Below are 15,602 nucleotides of genomic sequence, written 5' to 3'. Positions count from 1 at the left end.
ATCTTTTTTCTTCTATCAAGTTACCCTATTGATAGCGGTTAACCGCCAATTTCGCAACTGGAAATGTAGTAATAAAAACAACATTTTTATAGACTGCGGCTTGCTGATAGCCAGTAGACAAGAGCAGGCATAGGATTAACCCGATATTTCATCGGACAAGGATAATAATGGATCGCGTGCGCAATCTTCTCGAACAGATCCAGGGCCGCCTCGACAGCCTCAACAAGGCCGAGCGCAAGGTAGCCGAAGTGATACTGCACAACCCACAGCAGGCCACCCGATTAAGCATCGCCGCCCTCGCCCAGGCCGCCCAGGTCAGCGAACCCACGGTGAACCGCTTCTGTCGCTCGTTCGGCGTCAACGGCTACCCCGAACTGAAAATGCAGCTTGCACAGAGCCTGGCCAGCGGCGCGGCATACGTCAGCCGTGCCGTAGAAGCCGACGACGGCCCCGAGGCCTACACCCGCAAGATATTCGGCAGCGCTATCGCCTCGCTGGACAGCGCCTGCCAGAGCCTCGACCCGAACCTGATCAGCCGCGCCGTCGACCTGTTGATCCAGGCCAGGCAGATCCATTTCTTCGGCCTTGGCGCATCGGCGCCGGTGGCCCTCGATGCCCAGCACAAGTTCTTCCGCTTCAACCTCGCGGTGTCCGCCCACGCCGATGTACTGATGCAACGAATGCTGGCTTCGGTGGCCCATACCGGCGATCTGTTTGTGATCATTTCCTACACCGGCCGCACCCGCGAACTGGTCGAGGTGGCGCGCCTGGCGCGGGAAAATGGCGCCTCGGTGCTCGGTCTCACCGCCGCAGGCTCGCCGCTGGCACAAGCCTGCAGCCTGAGCGTGCATATCCCGCTGCCCGAAGACACCGACATCTACATGCCGATGACCTCGCGGATCATTCAGCTCACCGTGCTCGACGTGCTGGCAACCGGCATGACCCTGCGCCGTGGTGCGGATTTCCAGCCGCACCTGCGCAAGATCAAGGAAAGTCTCAACGCCAGCCGTTATCCGGCCAGCGAAGATCAAGGGTGAGCGACATGGCGCCATTCGTAGGGTGAATGGAGCGGCGCTAAACCGCGACCGCCGACCCACATCAAGTCCAGAGCGCCGCGTAACCCACCACGCGGTCGACCCTGATACCGAATGGTGGGCTACGGCGCCCAAGAATCTGGTCGCTCCCAATGATAACGACCAGCGCCTCCACCCACCCTACGAGCCTGCAAGCTAGCGTTGCGCGACTGCGAAATCGTAGTCAGCTTTTACTTGCGGCTTGTCGCTTGCAACTCGAAGCTTTACTTCCACCAGTACTCCACCTGAACCCCGAAATTGGAGCCATTGCGTGCGCTGCCGAAAGCGCCGGTGTCGGACAGTGCCGAGCCTTCCGCCAACAAATTCGCCGCTTCCTGCGCGGCGCGGTTCCAGCTGGCGTAGGTGTAGTAGAGGCGGACTTCCGGGCGCTCGAAGAAACCAGGGCCAGCCGGCGACCAAGTCGGTGCGACGGTGAACTTGGTCAGCTTGCGGGTGCCGCCGGAGGCGTCCACCTGGTCATGGCCGATCTCGCCGACCAGTTTGAACTGCTGCGTGAAGGCATAGCTGGTACGCCCACCCACCGACCACCAGTCCTGATCCTCTCCGTCATCACGCTTGTCCTTCTGGTAAACGGCCTGAACCTGCCCACCCAGACGCGGCGTCACCTGGAAGTCGAAAAACTCGACGACACGCCAGCTCTTGGCGCCACCATCGAGGGTCGGATCGCCGGTGTAGCCCAGGCCGGTTCCTGGCCCCTCGCCATATTGCAGCGCCAGCTTGTTGTCGCCTCCGAGGCCGAGGAAGTTCTTCTGCACGTGCTGCCCGGTCACCGACCAGCCGCTGTTCGCATCTTCAACCGAAGATGCCTTGTCGATGTAGCTGACCCCCACCTCGATCTCGCCGCCTGGGTTGGTCACGAAGCCGCCGACGTTGAAGTCGTGGCGGTTGATGTATTCCTTCTGGTCGTAGCTGTCCTTGCGCGAGAACACGTAGCTGTACTTGTAATCACCGATCTTCATTTCGTCGATACCGAAACCGGTGGCGCTCTGGTTCCAGTAGTAGAAGTCGGAGATATGAATGTCGTTTCGCTTGTAGAAACGGCGCCCGGCCCACAACGAACCGCCATTGAGCGCCGGCATGTTGCTCCATTCGGCGTACATCTGGTTCATCCGCGCGGTACCACGATCACCAGTGAATTTCGGCGTGTGGCCATACTCGTTGAAGAGCTGCGCCATGCCCTCGATGCTCAGCACCGAGCCATCGTCCAGGCTGAACAGATCCTGGCGCAGATCCAGCTCGGCATAGTGTTCGCACTCGTTGCCCAGGCGATACTTGGAGCGCGCCCCCGGCAATTGGAAGCATGACTGTCGGCCATTGCCGTCGGCAGTACCGGCACCGCTGCGCACGTAGCCGGTGAACTCCAGCGCCATTCCCGTGGCCGGTAGCGTCAGGGAACCCAACGCCATGGCCAGACCGAAACCCGTCGATCGTTTCATACCCTCTCCTGCTGTTTTTATTGTTGTTACCGCTTCATTTGCCGGCATCAGGACAACCGAGGCCATGACGGCACTCGCGAGACCGACTCCTTTTCAACGATTCTTTAACTGGGTGACATTGCTCTGTGGAGCGATATGGGCTTGCGGGCGTACGCGCTCGCCGCTGTCGGCGTCGAACAGCAGTACCCGCGAGGCGTCGATCTGCAACTCGATGCTTTGGCCGATCTCCGGCGCCTGATCCGGCGCCAGGCGGCAGCACAGCTTGGCGTCATTGACGCTGACGAAGACCAGAGTGTCCGGCCCGGTGGGTTCGGTGACCTCGACCACGGCAGGCAATGAAGCCTCCTGCCCTTGCTCGCTGGCCGGCTTAATCTGTTCGGGGCGGATACCGAGCAGCAATTTGCGTTGCTCGACACCCTCGGGCAGATGGCCGAGCTGCAATTCGCAGCTACCGGACGACGAAGTCAGCGTCGCCCACACCTGGCCGGCGCGGCGCTGCAATTGCACGGGCACGAAGTTCATGGGCGGCGAGCCGATGAAACTGGCCACGAACAGGTTGGACGGATCGTTGTAGATCTGTTGCGGCGTGCCGAATTGCTGGATCACGCCCTCCTTCATTACCGCCACCTTGTCGCCGAGGGTCATGGCCTCGATCTGGTCGTGGGTGACGTAGACCGTGGTGGTTTTCAGGCGCTGGTGCATCAGCTTGATTTCGGTGCGCATCTCCACCCGCAACTTGGCGTCGAGGTTGGACAGCGGCTCGTCGAACAGATAAATCTTCGGCCGTCGCGCCAGCGCACGGCCCATGGCCACACGTTGCTGCTGGCCACCGGAAAGCTGCCCCGGCTTGCGTTTGAGCAGATGCTCGATCTGCAGCAGTTTGGCGACCCGCGCCACTTCCTCGTCGATGGCCGCCGGGGCCATCTTGCGCATCTTCAGGCCGAAGGCGATGTTGTCGCGCACGCTCATGGTCGGGTACAGCGCGTAGGACTGGAACACCATGGCGATGTCACGATCCTTGGGGCTCATGCCGCTGATGTCGGCGTCATCGACCAGAATCGCGCCGTTGCTGATGCTCTCCAGCCCGGCGATGCAGTTCATCAGGGTGGACTTCCCGCAACCCGAGGGGCCGACCAGAATCAGGAACTCCCCGGCATCGATCTTCAGGTCGATGCTCTTGAGCGTGTCCGTCAGGCCACTGCCGTAGGACTTGTTGACGTTGCGCAATTCGAGCGTTGCCATTTACTTCTCTCCATTTTGAAAGCGTCGCGAGCGAAGGTCAGGCAAGGCGGAGTCAGGTGAGGAAGCGGAGTTTAGGCCGCTAAATGAGCATTCCGAACCTGAATCCAACGCCGCATGACCGAGCGCAGTAGCTTTCAACCCTTTACCGCGCCGGCCGTAAGGCCACGCAGGAAGTACTTGCCCGCCACGATGTACACCAGCAGGGTCGGTAGCCCGGCGATCATCGCCGCGGCCATGTCCACGTTGTATTCCTTGGCCCCTGTGCTGGTATTCACCAGGTTGTTGAGGGCCACGGTGATCGGCTGGGAGTCGCCACTGGCAAACACCACACCAAAGAGAAAGTCGTTCCAGATCTGGGTGAACTGCCAGATCAGGCAGACCATGATGATCGGCAGCGACATGGGCAGCAGGATGCGTCCGAAGATGGTGAAGAAGCCCGCGCCATCGAGGCGCGCCGCCTTGACCAGCGCATCCGGCACGCTGACGTAGAAGTTGCGGAAGAACAGCGTGGTGAAGGCGATGCCGTAGACCACGTGGATCAGCACCAGGCCCGTGGTGGTATTGGCCAGGCCGAACTTGCCGAGGGTGAACGAGGCTGGCAGCAACACCGTCTGGAACGGCAGGAAGCAGCCGAACAGCAACAGACCGAAGAACAGCTGTGAGCCGCGAAAGCGCCACATCGACAGCACGTAACCATTCAGGGCGCCGACCGCAGTGGAAATCAGCACCGCGGGCACGGCGATCTTCACCGAGTTCCAGAAGTAGCCGCCGACCACGTCCCAGGCCTTGACCCAGCCGATCAGGGTGAACGCATCAGGCCAGGACAGCAGGTTGCCAGCACGCACGTCCTCGGGGGTCTTGAAGCTGGTCAGCAGCATCACAATCAGCGGCACCAGGTACAGCGCTGCGGCGAACAGCAAGGTGGCGTAGATCGCCACACGGCTTGGGCTGAAGGCTCTAGTCATGGCGTTTGCCCCGCAGTTCCGAGTAGAGATAGGGCACCAGAATCGCCAGGATCGCGCCGAGCATCATCATCGCGCTGGCCGAGCCGATGCCCATCTGGCCGCGGCTGAAGGTAAAGTTGTACATGAACATCGCCGGCAGATCGGACGAGTAACCGGGGCCTCCCGCAGTCATCGCCGCCACCAGGTCGAAGCTCTTGATGGCGATGTGGGCGAGGATCATCACGGCACTGAAGAACACCGGCCGCAGGCTCGGCAACACGATGCGCAGGTAGATGGTCGGCAGGCTCGCGCCGTCCACCTGGGCCGCACGGATGATCGATTGATCGACGCTGCGCAGCCCGGCCAGGAACAACGCCATGACGAAGCCCGAGGCCTGCCACACGGCGGCGATCACCAGGCAGTAGACGACCCGATCCTGATCCACCAGCCAGTCCAGGCGAAAGCCTTCCCAGCCCCAGTCGCGCAGCATCTTGTCCAGCCCCAGGCCGGGGTTGAGCAGCCATTTCCAGGCGGTACCGGTGACGATCATCGACAGCGCCATCGGGTACAGGTAGATGGTGCGGATGAAGCCTTCGCGGCGAATGCGCTGATCCAGCAGCACGGCGAGCAACACGCCGATGAGCAGGCTGATGCCAATGAACATGCCGCCGAACACCATCAGGTTCTTGCTTGCCACCCACCAGCGGTCGTTGTCCATCAGCCGCACGTACTGCTGCAGGCCCACCCACTTGTAGCTGGGCATGAAGCTGGAATTGGTGAACGACAGCACCAGCGTCCAGAGGATGTAGCCGTAGAAGCCGACCAGCACCACCAACATGCTCGGCGCCAGCACCAGCTTGGGCAGCCAGCGCTGCAGCGCGTCGAAGGGTGAAGCCTTGCCGATTACCGTCGTGACACTCATCGGGCATTACCAGTGTAGAGATGAAATTCGGGTCGAACGCCGCCTGCGACTAGGCCAGGGCCTGGTCGAAGGAGGCTTTGCTAATTGGGAGATGGGCCGGTTAACCGGCCCGAATCAACCTACTGGGCGGATTTGATCGCCGCGTTGATCTGCGCGCCGGCCTTGCTCGGGTCGGCGTTCTTGTCACTCATGAAGTTGGTGACCACATCGAAGATCGCCCCCTGCACCGCCAGGTTGGTGGCCATGCTGTGGGCCATGCTCGGCTCCAGCTTGCCGCTCTTGTCGGCCGCCTGGAAATCCTTCATGGAAGCCTGGGCGCAGCTGTCGAACTTGCTCATGTCGAGGTCGGAGCGTACCGGGATCGAACCCTTGTTCTCGTTGAACACGTACTGGAATTCGGGCTCCAGAGCGATACGCGCCAGGGCGTGCTGGGCGGCGATATCGCCTTCCTTCTTGAGCTTGAACATGGCCATGGAGTCGATGTTGTAGGTGTAGCTGCCGGCTGTGCCTGGCATCGGCACACACTGGTAATCCTTACCCGCGACCTTGCCGGCGGCCGTCCACTCGCTCTTCGCCCAGTCCCCCATGATCTGCATCCCGGCCTTGCCATCGATGAGTTCGGCAGTTGCCAGGTTCCAGTCACGGCCCGCGCGGTTGTCGTCCATGTAGGTGGAGAGTTTTTTCAGCGCGGTGAACACTTCGGTCATCTGCGGGCTGGTGAGGGTCGCTTCGTCGTTCTCGACGAATGCCTTGTGGTAGCCCTCGGCGCCCATGATGCCAAGCACCAGGCCTTCGAATACGGTGCTGTCCTGCCACGGCTGACCGCCATGGGCCAGGGGCACGAAACCGGCGGCCTTGAGTTTGTCGCCTGCGGCATAGAGTTCGTCGAGGGTGGTCGGTGCCTTGTCGATCCCGGCCTTCTTGAATACTTCGGGGTTGATCCACAGCCAGTTGACGCGATGGATGTTCACCGGCACGGCGACGTAATGGCCGTCGTACTTCATGGTGTTGGAGACGGTTTTCGACAGCAGGCCATCCCAGTTGTTGGCCTTGGCGACGTCATCCAGCGGCGCGAGCAGATCCAGCGCGCCCCACTCCTGCAGATCCGGCCCCTTGATCTGCGCGGCACCGGGCGGGTTGCCGGACACCACACGGGTCTTCAGCACGGTCATCGCGGCAGAACCTGCGCCACCGGCCACGGCACTATCCTTCCAGGTGTAACCGTCTTTCTCGACCAGCTCACGCAGAACCTTCACGGCCGCAGCCTCGCCGCCGGACGTCCACCAGTGCACGACTTCGACCGTACCTTTGGAGTCGGCTGCCAGGGCAGTGAGTGGCAATAGCGAGGCGAGAGAAACGGCAGTAGCGAGACGAGTGATCGCGTTCATCGAAGTACCTTTCTTGTTGTTAGAAGCAAGTCGTGGCGCTTGCGTTGGATGCAGTGTAATCAGGCTTTGCCGGCAGCCAGGTAACGAAGGGACGTGCGAATGTCACCACCTCGTTACATCGCCAGCAATGCCGTGGCCAGGCTCGGTGCCAACGGCAATCGCGGCAGCAAAACGGCCTGGTAAGCGTGATAGAGATCGGGCTTTCCAGGCCAGATACTGGCCGCTGGCTGGTTGTCGCTGTCGAGTTCGTGATGCCAGCTGCCATTTTGCAGGTCGATGAAATGGCTGCAGGTGAATTCCCAGAAGCGTCGATACCACTGTTCGTAGAGGGGGTCACCAGTGCGTCGCAGCAACGCCGCGGCAGCAGCACTGGCCTCGGCTTGCACCCAGTGCAGCCGCGCCCGTACCACCGGCCGCCCCAGCCAGTCGAGGTTGTAGACCAGCCCAGGCGCGCCATCGGCATGCCAGGCATCGCGGCACGCACTGGCGAACAGCCCACGGGCATCCTCCAGCAGCCAGTCTGGCGCGTCGAGTCCGGCTCGGATCAACGCTGCCTCGAGGTGCAGCAGCAAACGCGCCCACTCGAAACTGTGGCCTGGCGTGCTGCCATAGGGCCGGAACGGGTCTGCACGGTTATCGGCGTTGTATTCAGGTTGGGCCTGCCACTGCCGGTCGAAATGCTCGATCACCATATAGCCACGGGAAGCGGCATGCTCGTGGATCAGGCGCTCGACGATGCGCAGCGCGCGCTGCAGCCAGAGGGCATCCCCGGTGACATCTGCCAGGGCGAGAAACGCCTCGGTGGCGTGCATGTTGCTGTTGGCGCCGCGATAGGCCTCTTCCTGTGACCAATCGCTGCTGAAGCTTTCACGCAGCGCACCCTCCTCCTCGCTCCAGAAATGCCGTTCGAGGATGTTGATCGCCTCGCCCAGCAGAGCCTCGGCTGCAGGCCTGCCGGCAGCCTGCGCGGAGCTGGCGGCCAGGGCCACGAAGGCATGCAGGTAGGCGGACTTGTCACCCCTGCGACTGGCATCGGCAAACCAGCCGCCAGTCTGTTCGTCACGCAAGGCGCCCTGTAACGCAACGATGCCGTGGTCGACCAGATGGACATAGCCGGGCACGCCCTGGATGTGCGCCAAGGCAAAACAGTGGGTCATCCGGGTGGTGTGAATCAGCTCGGCGCTGGCGCCCGCCGGCAGGCGACCATTGGAGTCCAGAGCAGCGAAGCCCTGCTCGACACAAGAAGCGGCGGCGAACGGCAACAGGCGCATGCCTTCAGCGTTCAGCCAGGCCCGGTGAGCCGGTTGCACCAGCCAGCTATCGGAGGGCAATGCAGGTGTTTTCATTGTTGTTATTCCATGCAAACGAGGGGGCTAACTAGCCGTAGCCTGGGTTGAGCGCAGCGATACCCGGGAACTGCAGCCACCCGTGTTACGCCTTCGGCTGACCCAGGCTACAAAAGCCAATTGCCAGCATCAGTGGCGCATCCGCCCACAAATCGTTAAAGAGTCTACTGGCAGCTGCGTCTTGCCCAGGTAACGAAGGCTGGTCGCTTTGTCACCGCCTGGTGACATTCAATCCGGCGAACGTGGCAGTTGTAGCGTCACTCGCAAGCCGCCCTCTCGCAGATTCTGCAGGCTCACCTCACCGCCATGGCTGTGGGCGATATTGCGCGCGATGCCCAGCCCCAACCCATAGCCCTGCTGCTGCCCAGCCAGCCGGAAGTGCGGCTCGAACACCTGTTCCAGGCGCTGCTCGGGAACACCGGGCCCTTCATCGTCGACATGCAGCACATAGGCACCCTCGTCATCCTCGACGTGCAGATGAGCCGTGTGGCCGTACTTGAGGGCGTTGTCGATCAGGTTGCCGATGCAGCGCCGCAGGGCCAGGGGCTTGCCCGGATAGAGCGCCTTGGCTTCGCCATGCAGCGTCACTCGACCATTGCCGGCCGGAGCCAGACAGGGCTCGACCAGGCAGTGCAGCAGGAGGTTGAGGTCCACGGGCTCGATGTTTTCGTGGATATCGGTGTCCTTGACGCACTGCAGTGCGCCCTTGACCAGCAGCTCCAGCTCGTCGAGATCGCGGCCGAACTTGGTCTGCAACGTCTCGTCGTCGAGCAGTTCGACGCGCAGACGCAGCCGCGTGATCGGTGTGCGCAGATCATGGGATATGGCGCTGAACAGCTGGGCGCGCTCGGTCAGGTAACGGCTGATGCGCTCGCGCATCGCATTGAACGCCCTGCCTACTTCAACCACTTCACGGCCGCCCCCTTCGAGCACCGGCTCGACGTCGGCGCCCAGGGACATATGCCGAGCGGCTCGCGCCAGACGCTTGAGCGGCCGGCTCTGCCAATGCACAAGAATGCCGATGAACAAGAGCAGGAAGCCGCTGCTGAGGAGGATGAACCACAGCTGCTGAGTCGGCAGCACCGGCTCCTCGAGGCTGGTATAGGGCTCCGGCAGCAGCGAGGCGATATATAGCCACTCGCCGGGCGCCATCTGGATCTGCGTGACCAGCACTGGCGGATTGACCGGTTCCAGGGTCAACGCGTAATGCGCCCAGGAACGCGGCAATTCGTCGAGCTTCAGGCCACCGTTGAAGATGCGCAGATCATCCGGGCTGACGAAGGTCACTGAAATGTCCACGCTGTTGCCCAGCGACTCGCGCAGCACCTCGCTCACCGCCTGGGTCACTGCCTGCTTGCGCGGCGTGATCGGCAGCAGATGCATCGACAAGGGCCGGTCGTTGAGGCTGACGACGAATCGCGTGCCGCCCATGCTGCGCAGCTGGTCGAGCACCATCGGCCGGTAGGCGACCGGCAGCGAACGAAAGTAACGGACGCTGGCCGACATCGAGTGGGCCAGACTGCGCGCCGTGGTCACCAGCCCTTCGAGCTGCGTCGCGCGCAACTGGGACAGCCAGATGGCGCTGGACAATGCCTGGGCGACCAGCACCGAGAGTAAGGTCAGCAACAACATGCGCCCCAGCAACGAACGTGGAATCGGCAGCAGCCGACGCCAGTCAGTGCGCATTGCCGGCCTGGGCGGTGACGGCAGCGGCCAGTTGGTAACCACTGCCACGCACGGTGCGGATCAGACGCGGCGGTTTGTCGGTGTCCCGCAGGCGCTGGCGCAGACGGCTCACGGCCATGTCGACGATGCGCTCCAGCGGCATCATCTCGCGACCGCGGGTGGCGTTGCCGATGGTGTCGCGGTCGAGGATTTGCTGCGGGTGATCGAGAAACAGCTTGAGCAGCGCGAAGTCGGCGCCGGACAACAGCACCTCTTCGCCGTCGAGGTGGAACAGCCGATGACTGACCATATCCAGGCGCCATTCGTCGAAGGCCAGCACGTCCGTTACGCGTTCCTGGGAAAAGTGCACGCGGCGCAGCAGCGCCTTGATACGCGCCAGCAGTTCACGGGGGCTGAAGGGTTTACCGAGGTAATCGTCAGCGCCCAGCTCGAGGCCGATGACCCGATCGGTCTCGTCGGAGCTGGCAGTCAGCATGATGATCGGCACTTGGGCGAAACGCTGGTGCCCACGCGTCCAGCGGCACAGGCTGAAGCCGTCTTCGTCGGGCAGCATGACGTCGAGAATCACCAGATCCGCGCCACCTTCGCACAGCGCCTGACGGAAGCTGGCGCCATCCCCCACGGCATATACCTGCAGGCCGGCACGCCCCAGGTAGGTTTGCAGCAGTTCACGAATCTCCTGGTCGTCGTCGACCAGCAGGATGGATTTTCCAGCTCTCACATCGATAATCCTTATTGTTGTTATCAGCGATGCTTGGACACGCTATTTGTCTGCTAACTCCGTAGGAGGTGTTGCTGTGCAGCCACCCCTGCGCCTACCAGGCCAGGGTACTCGGCAGTCACCAGCCAGACCGGCAGGCCATCGAAGTAATCGCTCATGCAGCCTTTGTCTCGAAGGCTGCGGGAGAAACCGCTGGCCATGAAGAAGTCGGCGAAACGCGGCACCATGCCGCCGGCGATGAACACACCGCCGCGAGCCCCCAGAGTGAGCACATTGTTACCAGCGACGCGACCGAGCAGGCAGCAGAACAGCTCCAGCACATCGACCGCCAGCGGCTCGCCCTCCAGCGCGGCGCGAGTTACCTGAGCCGCACTCTGCAGCGCAGCGGGCTGGTCGTCCACCGCACAGGCAGCGCGGTATAACGCCAACAGCCCATTACCACTGAGCGCACCAGCCTCGGCGCTGACGTGACCGAGCTGGCGATGCAACGCCTGCCAGATCAGCGCCTCGCGGGCGCTGCCGACCGGCAAGTCGACGTGGCCGCCCTCGCCCGGCAGCGCATGCCAGCTGCCATCCGGCAAGGCCAGCAAGGTACCGACGCCCAGGCCGGTGCCGGCGCCAATCACCACAGCGGGGCGCTGCGGCTGCGCCACGCCAGGGCAGACGGTGATGTATTCATCGTCCCGCAGGCGGGTCATGCCCAGGGCCATGGCGGAGAAATCGTTGATCAGTAGCAGCTTGCTCACTTGCAGTTCGGCGCAGAACGCCGCGCGGTCGATGCGCCACGGGTTGTTGGTGAAGCGAAACGGATCGACCTCGACCGGGCCAGCACAGGCCAGGCAGATAGTTTCCACCTCGCCGAGCGCCAAGCCTTCGGCCGCCATATAGGCCTGGATGGCCTGCTCGACGGTGGCGTGATCGGCGGTGGCCGATACGCGCACCGACTCCAGACGCTCGTCGCGCCAAAGAGCGAAGCGCGCGTTGGTACCACCAATGTCGCCAACCAGCGCCAGACTCATCGCAGCGAATCCAGTTCGGCGGTGAAGGCACTGGCGCCCTCTTCCGCCGGGCTGAACGCGGCACGCATGAACGCGAACAGCTCGCGGCCGCAGCCGACGCCGGTGCCTTGCGGGCGCGGCGCAGAATCGCGGGCCGCCCATTCGATATCGTCGACCAGAATCTGCAAGCGCCCCTCCACGCCATCGACGCGAATTACGTCACCGTCACGCACCCGAGCCAACGGCCCGCCATCCCAGGCTTCCGGGCTAACGTGAATGGCTGCCGGCACCTTGCCCGAGGCGCCGGACATGCGCCCGTCGGTGACCAGCGCCACCTTGAAGCCGCGATCCTGGAGGATGCCCAGATACGGCGTGAGCTTGTGCAGCTCCGGCATGCCATTGGCCTTGGGGCCCTGAAAGCGCACCACAGCGATGAAATCGCGCTCCAGCTCGCCGGCCTTGAAGGCTTCGGCCAGGTCGACCTGGGTCTCGAATACCCGCGCCGGGGCTTCGACCACCTGATGCTCCGGTGCCACCGCCGAGACCTTGGCCACGCCGTTGCCGAGGTTACCCTTGAGCACGCGCAGCCCGCCTTCCGGCGAGAAGGCTTCCGGCACGCTACGCAGGATATTGCGATCCAGACTCTGCTCCGGGCCCTGACGCCAGACTAGGCCGTTGTCGCCGAGGAAAGGCTCCTGGGTGTAGCGCGACAGGCCATGCCCGGCGACGGTATAGACGTCCTCGTGCAGCAGGCCGGCTTCGAGCAGCGTACGCACCATGAACGGCACGCCGCCGCAGGCATGGAAGTGGTTCACGTCGGCCTGCCCATTGGGGTAGACCTTGGCCAGCGTCGGGGTGACGGCGGACAGGTCGGCCATGTCCTGCCAGGTCAACTGAATGCCGGCGGCGCGGGCAAAGGCCGGAATGTGCAGGGTGTGATTGGTCGAGCCGCCCGTGGCGTTGAGCGCCACCACCGAGTTGACGATGGCCTTCTCGTCGATGATCCGACACAGCGGCGTGTACTCGCCGCCCTGGCGGGTCAGGCGCACCACCTGATGCGCGGCCTCAGCGGTCAGCGCATCACGCAGCGGCGTGTACGGGTTGACGAAGGATGAGCCCGGCAGGTGCAGGCCCATGATTTCCATCACCACCTGATTGGTGTTGGCGGTGCCGTAAAAGGTGCAGGTGCCGGGGCTGTGGTAGGACTTCATCTCCGATTCCAGCAGCTCGTCGCGAGTCGCCTTGCCTTCGGCGTAAAGCTGGCGGACTTCGGCCTTTTGCTTGTTGGGAATGCCCGACGGCATCGGCCCGCCCGGCACGAAGATCATCGGTAGGTGGCCGAAACGCAGGGCGCCGATCATCAGCCCCGGGATGATCTTGTCGCAGATGCCCAGCAGCATCGCCGCGTCGAACATGTTGTGCGACAGCGCCACCGCGGTGGACATGGCGATCACCTCGCGGCTCGCCAGGCTTAATTCCATACCCGGTTCGCCTTGGGTCACACCGTCGCACATCGCTGGCACGCCGCCCGCCACCTGCCCGACCGAGCCCACTGCGCGCAGCGCCTGCTTGATCAGTTCGGGATAGTGTTCGTAGGGCTGGTGGGCGGACAGCATGTCGTTGTAGGCAGTAACGATGCCGACGTTGGCCTCATTCATCAGCCGCAACCGCTGCTTGTCTTCACTGGAACCACAGCCGGCAACGCCGTGGGCGAAGTTGGCGCATTGCAGCGCACCGCGGTGTGGGCCTTCACTATCGGCGGCGGCCATTTGCGCCAGGTAGCGTTCGCGAGTCGCGCGGCTGCGGGCGATCAGGCGGTCGGTTACCTCGAGAATGCGGGGATGCATGGTGTCGACTCCAGGCTAACAGGTAGCAATTCGAATTGTATTTTTATCAAAATACTGACAGCTAAAACGCTTGATTTCTACTTTCATGAGAATAATCTTGTTTTTAAAACAACATATAAGGATCAGCGCTCATGACATTGCGAATTGCCATCAATGGTTTCGGTCGCATCGGCCGTAACGTCCTCCGTGCACTCTATACCCAGAGCTACCGCGAAAACCTGCAAGTCGTCGCGATCAACGATCTGGGTGACAGTGCAATCAATGCGCACCTTCTCAAATACGACAGCGTACACGGCATTTTCGATGCGTCCGTCGAGGTCGACGGGCAGAACCTGATCATCAATGGCGATCGCATTGCCGTCAGCGCGATCCGCAACCCGGCGGATCTGCCCTGGAAGGATCTCGACGTCGACGTGGTGTTCGAGTGCACCGGCCTGTTCACCGACCGCGACAAGGCCGCCGCCCACCTGACTGCCGGCGCGCGCAAGGTGATCATCTCCGCACCCGCCAAGGGCGCTGATGCCACGGTGGTCTACGGCGTCAACCACGACAGCCTGCGCGCCAGTCACCAGATCATCTCCAACGCCTCCTGCACCACAAACTGCCTGGCACCGGTCGCCCAAGTGCTGCAGCGCGAGCTGGGCATCGAGAGCGGACTGATGACCACCATCCATGCCTACACCAACGACCAGAACCTGTCCGACGTCTACCACAGCGACCCGTTCCGCGCGCGTTCGGCCACGCAATCGATGATTCCCACCAAGACCGGTGCGGCCGAAGCCGTCGGCCTGGTACTGCCGGAGCTGGCGGGTCGCCTGACCGGCATGGCGGTGCGGGTACCGGTGATCAACGTCTCGCTGGTCGACCTGACGGTGCAGGTACAGCGCGACACCAGCGCCGAGGAAATAAACGCCCTGCTGCGCGCGGCCAGCCAGCAATCTCCGGTACTGGGCTACAACGAACTGCCGCTGGTGTCCTGCGACTTCAACCACAACCCGCTGTCATCGATCTTCGACGCCAATCACACCAAGGTGAACGGCCGGCTGGTCAAGGTACTGGCCTGGTACGACAACGAGTGGGGCTTTTCAAACCGCATGCTCGACACCTGCCTGGCTGCCCACGCGGCCAAATGAGGCAGCGCTCACCAGTGCGGCGAGGCATCGAAGCGGATTACGCTCGGTAAATCGCCGTGAGCGGATTACAATTGCCGCCCGCTTGAACCTCAATGCCGGCCACTCACGCCAGATCGCTCTGGTCGGCGTCGCCAGCCGCGTCGGCAGGCAGCAGGTACATTGTCATCCGAACATCACTGGAAGCCGCATGGACTCTAGCCGTAACACTCTCGAACAGCATTACACCGCGATCCTCGGCCAACTCGGCGAAGACGTCTCCCGCGAAGGCCTGCTCGACACGCCCAAGCGCGCGGCCAAGGCCATGCAGTACCTCTGCAACGGCTATGAGAAGACCCTGGAAGAAGTCACCAACGGCGCGCTGTTCAGCTCCGACGCCAGCGAGATGGTGGTGGTGAAGAACATCGAGCTGTATTCGCTTTGCGAGCACCACCTGCTGCCCTTCATCGGCAAGGCCCATGTCGCCTATATCCCCAATGGCAAGGTGCTGGGCCTCTCCAAGGTCGCGCGCATCGTCGACATGTACGCCCGCCGCCTGCAGATCCAGGAAAGCCTGAGCCGGCAGATCGCCGAGGCAGTCCAGCAGGTCACCGGCGCCCTGGGTGTAGCGGTGGTTATCGAAGCGAAGCACATGTGCATGATGATGCGCGGCGTGGAAAAGCAGAACTCCTCCATGGTTACCTCGGTGATGCTTGGGGAGTTCCGCGAAAACGCCGCGACCCGCAGCGAATTCCTCAGTCTGGTCAATAGCTGAGAGCAAACGATTCAGTGCCTCGAACGCTAGTGGCGTCACCGCGATATCGGCGGCGCCTGCACCATTCGCCGCGGGGTCGCGGCTCCTACCAATT

13 protein-coding genes are annotated in these 15,602 nt (G+C 62.6%); 3 read left to right on the top strand and 10 right to left on the bottom strand.

Annotated features, from left to right (window positions below; translation table 11 throughout):
- Positions 1 to 176 precede the first annotated feature (176 nt).
- Complete coding sequence (locus ACZ3GY_RS05740) at positions 177 to 1,037, top strand: MurR/RpiR family transcriptional regulator (protein WP_463566067.1); 861 nt, start codon at positions 177 to 179, stop codon at positions 1,035 to 1,037.
- Between the two features lie 260 nt (positions 1,038 to 1,297).
- Here ACZ3GY_RS05740 and ACZ3GY_RS05735 read toward each other — a convergent pair whose 3' ends face one another.
- The 10 genes from ACZ3GY_RS05735 to edd all read right to left on the bottom strand — a co-directional run bounded on the left by ACZ3GY_RS05735 (position 1,298) and on the right by edd (position 13,624).
- The gene (locus ACZ3GY_RS05735; protein WP_463565164.1) at positions 1,298 to 2,530 is read right to left on the bottom strand and encodes a maltoporin; all 1,233 of its coding nucleotides are present in this window, start codon (positions 2,528 to 2,530) and stop codon (positions 1,298 to 1,300) included.
- A 93-nt stretch (positions 2,531 to 2,623) separates the two neighbouring features.
- Positions 2,624 to 3,772: an ABC transporter ATP-binding protein gene (locus tag ACZ3GY_RS05730; protein WP_465909279.1), complete on the bottom strand. Its 1,149-nt coding sequence runs from the start codon at positions 3,770 to 3,772 to the stop codon at positions 2,624 to 2,626.
- 134 nt (positions 3,773 to 3,906) lie between these two features.
- Complete coding sequence (locus ACZ3GY_RS05725; RefSeq protein WP_042554091.1) at positions 3,907 to 4,737, bottom strand: carbohydrate ABC transporter permease; 831 nt, start codon at positions 4,735 to 4,737, stop codon at positions 3,907 to 3,909.
- Positions 4,730 to 5,638: a carbohydrate ABC transporter permease gene (locus ACZ3GY_RS05720; RefSeq protein WP_225832811.1), complete on the bottom strand. Its 909-nt coding sequence runs from the start codon at positions 5,636 to 5,638 to the stop codon at positions 4,730 to 4,732. Before ACZ3GY_RS05720 ends, ACZ3GY_RS05725 begins: the two co-directional genes overlap by 8 nt.
- Positions 5,639 to 5,757: 119 nt before the next feature.
- The gene (locus ACZ3GY_RS05715; protein WP_463565167.1) at positions 5,758 to 7,026 is read right to left on the bottom strand and encodes an ABC transporter substrate-binding protein; all 1,269 of its coding nucleotides are present in this window, start codon (positions 7,024 to 7,026) and stop codon (positions 5,758 to 5,760) included.
- Positions 7,027 to 7,139: 113 nt separating this feature from the next.
- A complete protein-coding gene (locus ACZ3GY_RS05710) occupies positions 7,140 to 8,372 on the bottom strand; it encodes a D-mannose isomerase (RefSeq protein ID WP_465909278.1) in 1,233 nt (410 codons plus the stop codon).
- A 228-nt stretch (positions 8,373 to 8,600) separates the two neighbouring features.
- Positions 8,601 to 10,058, bottom strand: a complete 1,458-nt coding sequence (locus tag ACZ3GY_RS05705; RefSeq protein ID WP_465909276.1) for an ATP-binding protein — start codon at positions 10,056 to 10,058, stop codon at positions 8,601 to 8,603.
- Positions 10,048 to 10,779: a response regulator gene (locus tag ACZ3GY_RS05700; RefSeq protein ID WP_465909275.1), complete on the bottom strand. Its 732-nt coding sequence runs from the start codon at positions 10,777 to 10,779 to the stop codon at positions 10,048 to 10,050. Before ACZ3GY_RS05700 ends, ACZ3GY_RS05705 begins: the two co-directional genes overlap by 11 nt.
- Before the next feature lie 53 nt (positions 10,780 to 10,832).
- Positions 10,833 to 11,798, bottom strand: a complete 966-nt coding sequence (locus ACZ3GY_RS05695; protein WP_465909274.1) for a glucokinase — start codon at positions 11,796 to 11,798, stop codon at positions 10,833 to 10,835.
- The gene (gene edd, locus ACZ3GY_RS05690; RefSeq protein WP_465909273.1) at positions 11,795 to 13,624 is read right to left on the bottom strand and encodes a phosphogluconate dehydratase; all 1,830 of its coding nucleotides are present in this window, start codon (positions 13,622 to 13,624) and stop codon (positions 11,795 to 11,797) included. The genes ACZ3GY_RS05695 and edd overlap by 4 nt, the downstream gene beginning before the upstream one ends.
- 131 nt (positions 13,625 to 13,755) lie before the next feature.
- Between edd and gap the strand changes: the two genes are divergently transcribed.
- Together gap and folE are read left to right on the top strand one after the other, a co-directional pair.
- Positions 13,756 to 14,757 (top strand): type I glyceraldehyde-3-phosphate dehydrogenase, encoded by a 1,002-nt coding sequence (gap, locus tag ACZ3GY_RS05685; RefSeq protein WP_463565173.1) that lies wholly within the window; start codon positions 13,756 to 13,758, stop codon positions 14,755 to 14,757.
- A 187-nt stretch (positions 14,758 to 14,944) separates the two neighbouring features.
- The gene (gene folE, locus ACZ3GY_RS05680) at positions 14,945 to 15,508 is read left to right on the top strand and encodes a GTP cyclohydrolase I FolE (RefSeq protein ID WP_225832825.1); all 564 of its coding nucleotides are present in this window, start codon (positions 14,945 to 14,947) and stop codon (positions 15,506 to 15,508) included.
- The last annotated feature ends 94 nt before the right edge of the window (positions 15,509 to 15,602 follow it).

The organism is Pseudomonas sp. PME37.24/006 (assembly GCF_055556635.1).
Note: the sequence above shows the minus strand (reverse complement) of the source record. Positions and strands in the feature narration are given on the sequence as shown.

Bases quoted from the DNA above. Each gene is read 5' to 3' on its own strand.
- ACZ3GY_RS05735 (WP_463565164.1), bottom strand. From the start codon at position 2,530: ATGAAACGATCGACGGGTTTCGGTCTGGCCATGGCGTTGGGTTCCCTG.
- ACZ3GY_RS05730 (WP_465909279.1), bottom strand. From the start codon at position 3,772: ATGGCAACGCTCGAATTGCGCAACGTCAACAAGTCCTACGGCAGTGGC.
- ACZ3GY_RS05725 (WP_042554091.1), bottom strand. From the start codon at position 4,737: ATGACTAGAGCCTTCAGCCCAAGCCGTGTGGCGATCTACGCCACCTTG.
- ACZ3GY_RS05720 (WP_225832811.1), bottom strand. From the start codon at position 5,638: ATGAGTGTCACGACGGTAATCGGCAAGGCTTCACCCTTCGACGCGCTG.
- ACZ3GY_RS05715 (WP_463565167.1), bottom strand. From the start codon at position 7,026: ATGAACGCGATCACTCGTCTCGCTACTGCCGTTTCTCTCGCCTCGCTA.
- ACZ3GY_RS05710 (WP_465909278.1), bottom strand. From the start codon at position 8,372: ATGAAAACACCTGCATTGCCCTCCGATAGCTGGCTGGTGCAACCGGCT.
- ACZ3GY_RS05705 (WP_465909276.1), bottom strand. From the start codon at position 10,058: ATGCGCACTGACTGGCGTCGGCTGCTGCCGATTCCACGTTCGTTGCTG.
- ACZ3GY_RS05695 (WP_465909274.1), bottom strand. From the start codon at position 11,798: ATGAGTCTGGCGCTGGTTGGCGACATTGGTGGTACCAACGCGCGCTTC.
- edd (WP_465909273.1), bottom strand. From the start codon at position 13,624: ATGCATCCCCGCATTCTCGAGGTAACCGACCGCCTGATCGCCCGCAGC.
- gap (WP_463565173.1), top strand. From the start codon at position 13,756: ATGACATTGCGAATTGCCATCAATGGTTTCGGTCGCATCGGCCGTAAC.
- folE (WP_225832825.1), top strand. From the start codon at position 14,945: ATGGACTCTAGCCGTAACACTCTCGAACAGCATTACACCGCGATCCTC.